Annotated in this window: 10 protein-coding genes and 1 pseudogene; 3 read left to right on the top strand and 8 right to left on the bottom strand. The window is 63.3% G+C overall.

What is annotated here, in order from left to right; all coding sequences use genetic code 11:
• Nucleotides 1-17 precede the first annotated feature (17 nt).
• From B0G77_RS05310 to pilM, 7 genes and pseudogenes are all read right to left on the bottom strand, one after another.
• Entirely contained in the window at nt 18-1,205 is a 1,188-nt protein-coding gene (locus tag B0G77_RS05310; RefSeq protein ID WP_243751101.1) for a deoxyguanosinetriphosphate triphosphohydrolase, read from the bottom strand.
• Between the two features lie 92 nt (nt 1,206-1,297).
• Nucleotides 1,298-2,383 (bottom strand): 3-dehydroquinate synthase, encoded by a 1,086-nt coding sequence (gene aroB, locus B0G77_RS05315; RefSeq protein ID WP_133661184.1) that lies wholly within the window; start codon nt 2,381-2,383, stop codon nt 1,298-1,300.
• Nucleotides 2,384-2,390: 7 nt separating this feature from the next.
• The gene (locus tag B0G77_RS05320) at nt 2,391-2,942 is read right to left on the bottom strand and encodes a shikimate kinase (RefSeq protein WP_133661185.1); all 552 of its coding nucleotides are present in this window, start codon (nt 2,940-2,942) and stop codon (nt 2,391-2,393) included.
• 95 nt (nt 2,943-3,037) lie between these two features.
• Nucleotides 3,038-4,620 (bottom strand): annotated as a pseudogene (pilQ, locus tag B0G77_RS05325) (type IV pilus secretin PilQ).
• Nucleotides 4,621-4,655: 35 nt separating this feature from the next.
• A complete protein-coding gene (locus B0G77_RS05330) occupies nt 4,656-5,552 on the bottom strand; it encodes a hypothetical protein (RefSeq protein WP_243750935.1) in 897 nt (298 codons plus the stop codon).
• Nucleotides 5,549-6,244, bottom strand: coding sequence for a fimbrial assembly protein (locus B0G77_RS05335; protein WP_243750936.1), 696 nt, complete (start codon nt 6,242-6,244; stop codon nt 5,549-5,551). Before B0G77_RS05335 ends, B0G77_RS05330 begins: the two co-directional genes overlap by 4 nt.
• Nucleotides 6,245-6,249: 5 nt before the next feature.
• A complete protein-coding gene (gene pilM / locus B0G77_RS05340; RefSeq protein ID WP_133661186.1) occupies nt 6,250-7,233 on the bottom strand; it encodes a pilus assembly protein PilM in 984 nt (327 codons plus the stop codon).
• Between the two features lie 239 nt (nt 7,234-7,472).
• Between pilM and B0G77_RS05345 the strand changes: the two genes are divergently transcribed.
• The gene (locus B0G77_RS05345; protein WP_133661187.1) at nt 7,473-9,872 is read left to right on the top strand and encodes a penicillin-binding protein 1A; all 2,400 of its coding nucleotides are present in this window, start codon (nt 7,473-7,475) and stop codon (nt 9,870-9,872) included.
• A gap of 111 nt (nt 9,873-9,983) precedes the next feature.
• Here B0G77_RS05345 and cyaY read toward each other — a convergent pair whose 3' ends face one another.
• Nucleotides 9,984-10,301 (bottom strand): iron donor protein CyaY, encoded by a 318-nt coding sequence (cyaY, locus tag B0G77_RS05350; protein ID WP_133661188.1) that lies wholly within the window; start codon nt 10,299-10,301, stop codon nt 9,984-9,986.
• Between the two features lie 35 nt (nt 10,302-10,336).
• On the opposite strand from cyaY, the gene B0G77_RS05355 reads away from it, so the two are divergent.
• Together B0G77_RS05355 and lysA are read left to right on the top strand one after the other, a co-directional pair.
• A complete protein-coding gene (locus B0G77_RS05355) occupies nt 10,337-10,675 on the top strand; it encodes a lipoprotein (RefSeq protein WP_133661189.1) in 339 nt (112 codons plus the stop codon).
• 9 nt (nt 10,676-10,684) lie between these two features.
• Nucleotides 10,685-11,947, top strand: coding sequence for a diaminopimelate decarboxylase (gene lysA, locus B0G77_RS05360; RefSeq protein WP_133661190.1), 1,263 nt, complete (start codon nt 10,685-10,687; stop codon nt 11,945-11,947).
• Nucleotides 11,948-11,978 lie beyond the last annotated feature (31 nt).

The raw sequence follows: 11,978 nt of genomic DNA on the forward strand, positions 1-11,978 counted from the left end.
CGCGCTGCCGCGCCGCGTCAGTTGTCGTCGATGACGAAAAGACGCCGGTACTCCTTCAAGGCATACCGATCCGTCATGCCGGCGATGTAATGGGCAATCAGTCGCGGCTGCTTCGCCGGCTCTTCAGTCTGATAGGCCGGCGGCAATAGCCGCGGATCGTCCGTGAACGCGTCGAATAAACCGACCACGACCCGTCTGGCCTTGTTTGCCATTCGCATCACGCGGTAATGGCGATACAGGTTCTTGAACAGGAAACGCTTGAGCGACGCCGCCTGTGCGGCGACGCGCTCACTATGCTCGACAAGCGGCGGGGCGGTCCGCACCGCTTCAAGAGAGGCGGGTGCGTATCGCGCCAGATTGTTCGTGGTGGTGTCGATCAGATCGACGATCAGCGTGTTAATGATCCGGCGCACTGTTTCATGGACGAGGCGACGCCCCTCGATGCGCGGGTATTCGCTGCGCGCCGCCTGATGGTGGGTGTGCCACAACTCGACGTCCGCGAGCTGCTCGATGGTCAAAAGGCCCGACCGCAGGCCATCGTCGACATCGTGATTGTTGTACGCGATCTCATCGGCCACGTTTGCGATCTGCGCTTCCAGCGACGGCTGCTGCCCTTGTAGGAATCGCTCGCCAAGCGCGCCGAGCTTGCGGGCATTCTCGCGCGAACAGTGCTTCAGAATGCCCTCACGCGTTTCAAAACACAGGTTCAGCCCGTCGAATCCGCCGTAGTGCTCTTCGAGATCGTCGACGACTGCGAGACTTTGCAGATTGTGTTCGAAGCCGCCATGCTCACGCATGCATTCGTTGAGCGCGTCCTGCCCGGCATGGCCGAACGGCGTATGGCCGAGGTCGTGGGCCAGCGAAATGGCTTCCACCAGATCCTCGTTGACGCGCAGATTGCGCGCGACCGAGCGCGCAATCTGCGCAACCTCCAGGCTATGTGTCAGACGCGTGCGGAAAAGGTCCCCCTCGTGGTTCACGAATACCTGCGTCTTGTACTCGAGCCTGCGAAATGCGGTGGAATGGACAATCCGATCCCGGTCACGCTGAAATTCGGTGCGCGCGCTGGGTGGCGGTTCAGGATACCGGCGACCACGCGATCGCGCCGAATGCGCTGCGTAGGGGGCGAGATGCCCTTCGAGCGCAGCCAGTGCAGGCGTCGCGGTCAAGCCGGGAGCCTGCGTGCTGTGTGGATGAGTCAGGATGTCGCTGCGCCTTTCAGTCACCGGGTTCTCCAATCATGGGCGGCGACTCTGCGAGTCCCGGTCGGCGGCCTGGTTGCAGCCGATCGCAGCCGTTAGATGGGTGCCGCAGTTGCCGCGAGCGTCGCGCGGACGGCATCGTCGGGTGCTTCCGTGATCAGCGTGTCACCAAACCGCTTCAGCAGAATGAACTTGATCGCACCTGCTTCGGCTTTCTTATCGACCTTCATCAGCTCGATATAGCGCGAATCACCGAGTGTGGGGCCGCGAACCGGCAGATTGGCCGCGACAATCAAATCGACCAGACGCCGGCGCGCCACGTCATCGAGATAACCGAGGCGCACTGACAGATCCGCCGCCATCACCATCCCGCAACCGACCGCCTCGCCATGCAGCCACTCGCCATAGCCGAGGCCCGCCTCGATCGCATGACCGAACGTGTGACCGAAATTGAGAATCGCCCGCAGGCCGCCCTCTCGCTCGTCGGCAGCCACGACTGAGGCCTTGATCTCGCACGAGCGCCTGACCGCTTCAGCCAGCGCCTGGGGTTCGCATCGGTTCAGCGCATCGATGCTGGTTTCGATCCAGTCGAAAAAGCCTGCATCGGCGATAGCACCCGTCTTGATGACTTCAGCAACGCCCGCAGCCAGTTCGCGCGCCGGCAGCGTGCGCAACGCGCTGATGTCGGCGATCACGGCCTGCGGCTGGTAAAACGCGCCGATCATGTTCTTGCCAAGCGGGTGATTGATACCCGTCTTGCCGCCAACCGACGAATCGACCTGCGACAACAGGGTAGTCGGCACCTGGATGAACGGCACACCCCGCATGTAGCAGGCGGCGGCGAACCCCGTCATGTCGCCAATCACGCCGCCACCCAGCGCGATCAGCGTGGTCTTGCGGTCGGCATGCGCGTTGAGGAGCGCATCGAAGATCAGGTTGAGCGTTTCCCAGTTCTTGTGTGCTTCGCCGTCCGGCAGAACGACGGTCGAAACCTGCTTGCCGAGCGGTGCCAATGCGCGGCGCAGCGCCTCGCCGTACAGCGGATCGACAGTCGTATTCGTGACGATGGTGACGGAGGAGCCCGCGATATACGGTGAGAAAAGCTCGGTTCGTCCGATCAGATCGGGGCCGATATGGATGGGATAGGCGCGCTCGCCCAGTTCGACGTTAACGGTAATCATGCTCGCATTATGACGCAGGATGTCGCGCGACGCCGGCCATCTCGAGCTGCATCAACACCATATTGACGAGCCCGTTGACTGACGGACGCCCGGTTTCGATGACGAAATCGGCGCATTCGCGATACAGCGGATCGCGTACTTCGTACAGCGCTTCGAGCCGCCCCTTCGGGTCATCGGTTTGCAGCAATGGCCGGTTCTTGTCGCGCCGCGTCCTCAGCCACAGGTCGTGTGGATTCGCGCGCAGATAGACGACGAGACCGCGGCTCTTCAGGACTTCCCGATTTTCCGGCCTCAGCACCGCGCCGCCGCCGGTGGCGAGGACGATGTTGTCGCGGCCGGACAGCTCGGCGATGGTCTGGGCCTCCCGGTCGCGAAAGCCTGCTTCGCCTTCGAGTTCAAAGATGGTTGAAATGCGCGCACCCGTGCGCGCCTCGATTTCGTGGTCGGAATCGAAGAACGGCCGATCCAGCCGGCGCGCCACCGCCCGGCCCACGGTGGTTTTACCCGCCCCCATGAGCCCTACAAAAAATACATTGGCGTTTGCGTCCCGCGGTTGCAACGGTGTCCTCTGGCTAATCCGGTATGGTTCGTGCCGCAGCTTAAAGGCAAAGCGCCCGCCTTGTCGAGCCTGCCGCCCGACGCTGCGGCAGACCCTCAATTTGTCTGCACAACGCGTGGCGTGATGAAAACGACCAGTTCGCTGCGCTGGTCGCGGTGAGCGTGATGGCGAAAAAGCGCGCCCAAAAGCGGTATTTTGCCCAGGAGCGGCACGCGCGTCACATCATTGCGGTCGTCGGCCGCGTAGATGCCTCCGATCGACACCGTTCCGCCGTCCTCCACCTCGACGCGCGTCTGGACATGTTTGGTGTTGATGGCGGGTCCCGCATCCGTCTGTTCGCCGACGCTGTCTTCGCCACGTCGAGGTCGAGAATCACCCTCCCATCGGGGGTAATCTGCGGCTCAACCTCCAGTTTGAGGGTTGCCCGCCTGAACTGGACGCCCGAGACGCCCTGCCCGACCTTCGCCTGGTACGGCAGCTCGGTGCCCTGCTCGACGACCGCCTTCATCCGGTCCGCCGTCACGACACGCGGGCTCGACACGATCTGCCCCCGTCCTTCCTGCTCCAGCGCGCTCAGTTCGATGTTGAGCAGGCGAGTCGCGCGTGCGGCGAACAGCGTCAGCCCGGCCGTCGCTGCATCGAAGCCCGAGATCGGGCGCGCGGAAAGATCGTAGACCGCGCCGTCGCTACCGCCCACCACGCCCCGGGAGGTGCCGTCAGCGCTCGTGCCGCTCATCGAGAGCCGTACCCCAAGGTTACGCGAGAAACCCTGATCGCCTTCGACGATGCGCGCCTCAATTAGCACCTGGCGCGCCGGGCGGTCTATCGATGCAAGCAAAGCGGCGATCTGCGCAAGCCGCGCGTCGAGGTCGGTCACAAACAGCAGATTGGTGCGCGGATCGGCCATCGCGGCGCCACGTTTCGACAGCACACGCTGTGCGCCCGATGCGGTGAGAAGCTTTCGGACATCTTCGGCGTGCGCGTAGTGAAGCTCGAATGTGCGGCTCGCCAGCGGCTCCAGGTCCGCCGCCCGCGCGTGCGCCTCGAAACGCTGCTTCTGCCGCGCGGCAAGTTCGGCAAGGGGCGCCACCCAGATCACGTTGCCGCGCCGCTCCATCGCGAGACCGTTGACCTCCAGCAAGGTGTCGAACGCGGTGCGCCAGGGCACCTTGTCGAGTCGCAGCGATACGAAGCCGCGCGCCCGCTCGCTCGCAACGATGTTCAAACCCGTGAGACGCGCAAACGCGTTCAGTACTGCGCCCAGTTCGGCATGCTGAAAACTGAGCGTAACGGGTTTGCTGGCATCGGGACCTTCACCTTGCCCGCTCTCCGGCGTGCCGCCCAATCGCTGCGCAGGTGGAAGCGGCACCGGTGGACCCTCGAGCGCCTGGCCCGCCACCCCGTCGGCACGCGGCAGCGGGTTCGCGGAGCCGTCGCCGGCGGACGTGCTGGTACTCGCCGGTTCATCGCCTGGTGCTTCGCTGGAAACCGGTGCGGTAGGAGCGTCCGCGGACGCCTCCGCGTCCTGCGTCGCTTCCAGGCGAAAGGGATTGGGCACCCCGCCGCCCGCGCCGTGCGGCAGCGGTGGCACCCCTTGGGATTCCAGCGCGTCATCGGGCGGCATCTGCTCCGGGAGCGGCTGCAATGAAGCGTGCGCGGCGGTCGCAACAAGCGACATGCAGCAGATCGCGCGGCAGAGTGCTTTCGTGCGCCTCACGGCGACACCTCGGCGAGCGCCAGTGTATGCGTGCCGTCGGGACTGGACAGGGTGACGCCGAAAGCGCCGATATCGGCTACCCGTTCTTCGCCCAGGTCGTCGCCCCGCGCGACCGCTGCGAGGCCGTCGGGTGTTTCCAGCAGCGCAAGTCGGCGCACATCGTCGCGCAGCAAACCCGCAAGACGCAAAAACGCCCCGTCGGACGCTGCGGTCCGATTAGATGCAGAGAACGGATCGTAGAAAAGCACGTCGTCATCCGATTGCCTGTCGGCGTCCTCGCTGGTTTGCGTTGCAGCGGGACGCAGCGCATCGAACGCATCGAGCGTGGCGCTAATCACCAGCACCCCGGTGCTTCGCTTAATCGAGACGTCCCGTGGCACGACGAGCATCGGCAAGTTCGGCAGCCCTCGCAGGAAGCCGAACAATACCGGAAAGCTGGCTCGTGCAGAAAGATGTATCGGCCGTATCGCGTTCACCCCGGCACCGGTCACCGGCTGCGGCTCCAGTGCCAGTAACTCGATGTTGTATTGAGTGGCGAGTTGCGATATGACGTGCAAGTCGTCCGCGGACGTCCGTTCAATCGTATCGCGCACCACCGCGCCGTCATTCGCGGCGCGCCGCAAGGCTGGCAATTGCGCAATCGCCCGCCTGGCTTCGACAAGATGCCGACTGGCTTCGTCGAGCAGAACGCGCCTGGATTGCACACCGCTCGCGTCAGCAGCGATCCAGCCGTTCGCGCCGGCCACGAATACCGCGATCGCTATCAACAAAGCCGTGGCGGCGCGTCGACGCATGCTCCACGCTTCAAGTGGCAAACGCATCCACTGGCGCCATGCGCTCGCAAAATCGCCTGAACTCAAACCGCTGTCGCGATAGGCAACTGCACTGTTCATTGGTCACCTCGATTGGTATGTGGCGCGACGGGAGACGCCGTCGCGTTCGGACCCGGATGCGCTGAACCGGGTGGCGGGCCGGACCAGCGCAGCCGGGCAGCAAAGTCGACGGACGCACCGTTCGACGACAGGTCGGTTTGAGAAACCGACGCAACGTTGTGATGGAGCTCATCGATCTCGACGCTTCTGGCGTCATGAACGGAGCCCAGTTGCTTTAGCCACGCAGCAGATGCGCCAGGGCCGTGAGCTGTTGCACGCAACTCGGTCTCTTGCGCCCGATGCCTCAATTCCCGGACGACCACGCCGCCCCCCGACTCATCGCTCAGCACATCCAGCAGATCGAGAAGATGCGCCAGCGGCGCAGACACGGCGTCTGTAAGTGCTGAGCGTGTACGGCGCTCTTCTGCGTCGCGAACAAGGCGTGCATGTTCGGCTAACGGGACGCCAAGTTCCGCGAGCATATGTGCAAGCGACGCACGCCGAGCGTCGAGCCGTACACCTTCGAACGCCTGCCAGCCCGCAAGAACCAGCACCGCGACACCACCGGCGAGCGCGGCACCCAGCCAATCCCTGACGCAGCGCCGCCGGGCAAGACGCGCGTTGCGCTGCCGATATGGCAACAGATTGAAGCCGCCGGGTCGCATACGCTGCGCTCGCGAACGGGTTTTCAGGAACGCGCTCAACAGGCCCATGCGCCTCACTCCATGAGCCCGCGCAAGGCGAGCCCGAACGCAACCGCCAGCGACGGCTCACGAAGCAAGGCAACCGGAAGCGCAGACGCGCCGCTGTCGAGCAGCGCGCACTCAAACGGCAGCACGGTGCAGCCCAGCGCGTCGCCGATGTCGGCGGCGGAAAATCCCACGTCATCGAGCAGTCCGGTCTGACCGCCCACAATGGCACAGCTAACGCCTCCTTCCCCAAGTTCACGCAGGGCGTCGACCAGATCGGCATGCTCCGGCGCGGGGTAACGCATCTCGCTCGCGATCGACTCGTCGACGATACGCCAGCCATGCACGCCGTCATCCCCGATCCAGATCGCCGCGTATGACTCATGCGCCTCCAGTTCCAACGATGCGGTGTGGCGCATTGCCCGCAAAGCGGCGTGTGGCTCGCCGTCGACCGCGGTCAGCGTGATGCCCGCAGCAGCAGCGCACTCGACACGCGCCTCGAGGTGCGCTCTCGCAGTCGCGGCGATCGTCACGCAGCCGGCGCGATGCGGCGATTCGTCGATGAACCAGTCGACGGCAAGCGCATGACGTTCGATTCCGGCAGCCCGCTCCGCTTCTGCCATCACCGCCGGTTCCAGTGCCGTGAGCGTGTGACTCCCGGTTGCTGATTCCCGCGCGACGTGACCTGACGAGGCAAACCGGCTCAACGGCACCGAAGTCGCGAGCGTGGCCGACGCAGGCATCGCCATCGCGCATCGCAGCACATGAGCCGAGCAATCTCCCGGCAACTGCGCAAAAACGTCCCGTAACGCGGCGCCGACAGCGGATCGATTGACTATCTCGGCTCCCGCCATCGCGCCCGGAAACAGCGGCGCGGCCGCGAGGCATTCGACCCGCACAGGACTACCCTCGCAAAGCCGCCGGCTCAGTACGGCAAGCCGGACTTCCCGCTGGGCAAGGTCGATTCCGGCTGCAAAACGACGCACCGCGAGCAATGAATTTTTAAACGCCATGACGCCCCCCTCGGACATGCGCGCCGAACCGTTCGGACGCGACAACAGTGGGGATTCTGCTGACCGGCGTGAATGCGCGATATTCGGCCAAATGGCTAATGCGGTCAGCCGCGCCACCCGCGCCGAGGCAAAACGGCTACAGTTAAGTCATCCCTGCACGGCGCGCCGCCCCAGCGTAAGCACGCCGAAAGCTGAAAACCCGGGCGGCTATAATCGCGGGACTGTTTTTTGGTATTCATATGCAATCTTCGTCCCCTACGTCACCGCCGCCCGCCCCGCAAAAGCGCAAGCGCCCGCTTTGGCTCAAGCTCATACTCGGCTTTGTGGGGCTCATCGTGGCAGGCATCGTGTCCGGCGCGCTGGTGCTGGGCTACGCGCTGGTGGTCGCTACGCCGAACCTGCCGTCGCTGGAGGCGCTCACCGACTATCGGCCGAAAGTCCCGCTGCGTATTTACACAGCCGACCATGTGCTGATCGGTGAATTCGGCGAGGAGCGTCGGGATATCGTTCACATCAAGGACGTGCCCGACAGCCTCAAAAAAGCGGTGCTCGCGATCGAAGATGCGCGCTTCTACGAGCACGGCGGTGTCGATCTGGCTGGGATCGCACGGGCCGGCTTCGTCGCGCTATCGAACGGTCGCGCCACACAGGGCGCGAGCACGATCACGATGCAGGTCGCGCGCAACTTCTTTCTGTCGAGCGAAAAGACGTACACGCGCAAGATCTACGAGATGCTGCTCGCGTACAAGATCGAGTCGAAGCTGTCGAAGGATCAGATTCTGGAGGTCTACATGAACCAGATCTATCTCGGCCAGCGCGCATACGGGTTTGCCAGTGCGGCGCGCGTGTATTTCGGCAAAGATATGAAAGACCTTACGCTCGCCGAATCGGCCATGCTTGCGGGCCTGCCGAAAGCACCATCGGCCTACAACCCGGTGGTGAACCCGAAGCGCGCGAAGATCCGTCAGGAATACATCCTGCAACGCATGCTCGAACTGCACTACATCACGCAGGAACAGTACGACGAGGCAGCGAAGCAGCCGCTCATAGTCAAGGGCGCGGGCAAGGAATTCAGCGTGCACGCGGAATACGTCGCTGAGATGGTGCGCCAGATGATATATGCGCAATATCGCGAAGAGGCTTATACGAGGGGCTTCAACGTGGTGACGACGATCGATTCGGCTGATCAGGACGTCGCATACCGTGCGCTTCGCAGGGGTTTGATGGACTACGAGCGGCGCCACGGTTATCGCGGCCCGGAAGCGTTCATCGATCTGCCGTCGGATGCGGACGACCGCGAACAGGCGATCGACGACGCGTTGCTCGAACATCCCGACAACGGCGAGATCATCGCCGCTGTAGTGACGTCGGCGAGTCCGAAGCAGGTGCAGGCGACGTTAATGGACGGCAACACCATCACCATCCAGGGCGATGGTCTGCGCTTTGCGTCCTTCGCACTCGGCCCGCGTGCGCAACCTAACCAGCGCGTGCGGCCCGGAGCGATCATTCGCGTTGTCAGAAGCGATGACGACGGCTGGGCCATCACGCAGTTGCCGCAGCTGGAAGGCGCGTTCGTGTCGGCCATTCCGCAGGACGGCGCGATCCGCGCGCTCGTCGGCGGCTTCGACTTCAACAAGAACAAGTTCAACCACGTCACGCAAGCCTGGCGTCAACCGGGTTCGAGCTTCAAGCCGTTCATCTATTCCGCGTCTCTCGAGAAAGGACTTGGACCCGCAACGGTAATCAACGATGCCCCGCTTTTTTTTAGTGCTGCCGAAACTGGTGGCCAGGCCTGGGAGCCAAAGAACTACGGCGGCGGCTTCGACGGTCCGATGACGATGCGCACTGCGTTGCAAAAGTCGAAGAACATGGTGTCGATCCGCATCCTGAGCCACATTGGTACAAAGTACGCACAGCAGTACATCACGCGTTTCGGTTTCGACGCGGACCGTCATCCGGCCTATCTGCCAATGGCGCTAGGCGCCGGGCTCGTGACGCCACTGCAGATGGCGGGCGCGTTTTCGGTGTTTGCCAACGGCGGCTACCGGATCAACCCGTACCTGATTGCGGAAGTGACAGACCAGCGAGGTATCCTCGTCGCGCATGCGCAGCCGCTCGTTGCTGGTCAGAGCGCGCCGCACGCCATCGAACCGCGCAACGCCTACGTGATGAACAGCCTGCTGCTGAGCGTCGCGCAACGTGGCACCGGCGCCAGGAGCAATGTCCTGAAGCGCACCGACCTCGCGGGCAAAACGGGCACGACCAACGATTCACGCGACGCGTGGTTCGCCGGCTACCAGCACACGCTGACCGCGATCGCCTGGATCGGTTACGATAACCCGCGCAGTCTCGGCGACAAGGAAACGGGCGGAGGCCTCGCGCTACCGGTGTGGATTGAGTATATGGGCAACGCGATGAAAGGCGTGCCCGAGTACAAGATGCCGATGCCGGACGATGTCGTGACAATCGGCGATGAGCTGTATTTCGACGACCTCACGCCGGGTCACGGGTTCATTTCGACCGTCGGCGTCAGCCAGGCGACGCTTGACGAGGCAAACGGCGGCCCGTCGGGGGCCGCACCGCAGCAGGTGGGCGAGGAGGAAAAGCAGAACATCATGAACCTGTTCCGCGGTCACTAGACCCGACCGTCACCTGGCTGCTTCGAGGCCGCCGCGCACTCCTGCGCCGCGGCCTGCTTACTTTTCGGGGGCATGCCGGACGCCTGGAAAATCGCGCGCCGCCTGTTGCTCTCAGGGCTTGAACGTCACCGGTTCGCCGGCCTGTTGCGTCGCGTAGTCCGACAACGCAGCAAAAAACTCGGTGCTGCTGCGCGTGTCACGCCAGGCACCGTCGACGAACCGGAAATGGAAGCCGCCGGCTTTTGCCGCGATCCAGATCTCTTTCATCGGCGGTTGAAGATTCACGATGATCTTCGTCCGGTTCGCGAATTCGAGCGTCAGAACATTGCCGCTTCGTTCGAGTTCGATATCGGCATCCATATCGTCGATTGCGCGCTCCACGGCGGCCAGAACGGCCTCGGCGCGGGTCAGGTATTCACTGTCGGACATGCTAAACTCCAGCGATTAATTATTCAGGGACGGTCATGCGAGTCGTATTCAGGATGAGCGCGATTGTAGCGGCTTTGGCAATTCTCGCAGGCGCTGCACTCGGTGGTTGCGGACAACGCGGCGCGCTCTACTTGCCTACTGTTCCGCCGCTGCCACCGAAACCCAGCGCACAGACGCAGCCGGCTTCGCCCAACGAAGTACCTGGAACCGCTTCAGACGCAGCGCCTGCATCTGCTGCTGTCTTCGGTACTGTGCCTGATACGTCAGGTAACGCGCTTTCGTTGTCGCCGGATACCGAGCTTCGCACGACACCAGGTTCAGGCGAAACGCCTTCGACCGTACACCCGGCTTCCGGTGCGTCCACCGATCAATAAGACTTTCGCATGACTTCATCCGCATTTGCTTACGTCGACGGCGTCCTGCACGCCGAAGGCGTGCCCGTCGTCTCGCTCGCCGAACGGTTCGGCACGCCGCTCTACGTCTATTCGCGCGCGGCGCTCACCGCGGCGTGGCAAGCCTACGCGGGTGCCTGCGCGGGACGTCGCGCAGCCATTCACGTTGCCGTGAAAGCAAACAGCAACCTCTCCGTCCTCAACGTGTTCGCACGCCTCGGCGCAGGTTTTGACATCGTATCCGGCGGCGAACTCGCACGCGTACTGGCAGCCGGCGGCAAAGCGGAGAATGTCGTGTTTTCTGGCGTCGGCAAAAGCGCGGACGAAATGCGTGAAGCGCTTGCGGCTGGAGTGAAGTGCTTCAACGTTGAATCGATTCCCGAGCTGGATCGCCTGAACGAAGTGGCCGGTTCGATGAGCAGGAAGGCGCCCGTGTCCCTGCGCGTGAATCCTGACGTCGACGCGAAAACGCACCCGTACATTTCCACCGGCCTCAAGTCGAACAAGTTTGGCGTCGCGTTCGACGACGCGCGCACAACCTATCGCGCCGCCGCTGCCATGCCAAATCTTGAAGTCGTCGGGATCGACTGCCACATCGGTTCGCAGATCACTGAAGTCGAGCCCTATCTCGACGCGATCGACAAGCTGCTCGAACTCGTCGAACAGATCGAATCGGATGGGGTGAAGATTCGCCACATTGATGTGGGCGGCGGCCTTGGCATCACGTACGACGATGAAACGCCGCCGGACATCGGCGTATTTGTGCGCACGCTGCTCGACCGGATCGAAGAACGCGGTCACGGTCATCGTGAAGTGTATTTCGAGCCAGGCCGGTCGCTAGTCGGCAATGCGGGCGTGCTGCTCACGCGCGTGGAATTCCTGAAGCCGGGCGCGGAGAAGAACTTCGCGATCGTCGACGCGGCAATGAACGACCTCGCCAGGCCGGCAATGTACGAAGCCTTCCACAAGATCGAACCGGCCGTGAAGCGCGATACCGAAGCGCACGTGTATGACGTCGTCGGGCCGGTCTGCGAAAGCGGCGACTGGCTCGGCCGCGAGCGGCAACTCGCCGTCGAAGCGGGTGACCTTCTGGTGATCCGCTCGGCGGGCGCCTATGGTTTCGTGATGAGTTCGAACTACAACACGCGCCCGCGTGCCGCGGAAGTCATGGTCGATGGTGACAAGGTACACGTTGCACGCGTGCGCGAAGAAGTCGCGCAACTATTTGCTGGCGAGTCGGTTCTGCCAGGCTGATGGCAACTGCCGCATTGAAAAAGGCGATGCG

Origin of the sequence: Paraburkholderia sp. BL10I2N1, from assembly GCF_004361815.1 — a bacterium.
In the GTDB taxonomy this organism is placed as follows: Bacteria; Pseudomonadota; Gammaproteobacteria; order Burkholderiales; family Burkholderiaceae; genus Paraburkholderia.

What these genes read in the sequence shown, in the direction of transcription:
- cyaY (WP_133661188.1), bottom strand. Translation starts at nt 10,301, where the DNA reads ATGTCCGACAGTGAATACCTGACCCGCGCCGAGGCCGTTCTGGCCGCC.
- lysA (WP_133661190.1), top strand. Translation starts at nt 10,685, where the DNA reads ATGACTTCATCCGCATTTGCTTACGTCGACGGCGTCCTGCACGCCGAA.
- B0G77_RS05355 (WP_133661189.1), top strand. Translation starts at nt 10,337, where the DNA reads ATGCGAGTCGTATTCAGGATGAGCGCGATTGTAGCGGCTTTGGCAATT.
- pilM (WP_133661186.1), bottom strand. Translation starts at nt 7,233, where the DNA reads ATGGCGTTTAAAAATTCATTGCTCGCGGTGCGTCGTTTTGCAGCCGGA.
- B0G77_RS05335 (WP_243750936.1), bottom strand. Translation starts at nt 6,244, where the DNA reads ATGGGCCTGTTGAGCGCGTTCCTGAAAACCCGTTCGCGAGCGCAGCGT.
- aroB (WP_133661184.1), bottom strand. Translation starts at nt 2,383, where the DNA reads ATGATTACCGTTAACGTCGAACTGGGCGAGCGCGCCTATCCCATCCAT.
- B0G77_RS05345 (WP_133661187.1), top strand. Translation starts at nt 7,473, where the DNA reads ATGCAATCTTCGTCCCCTACGTCACCGCCGCCCGCCCCGCAAAAGCGC.
- B0G77_RS05330 (WP_243750935.1), bottom strand. Translation starts at nt 5,552, where the DNA reads ATGAACAGTGCAGTTGCCTATCGCGACAGCGGTTTGAGTTCAGGCGAT.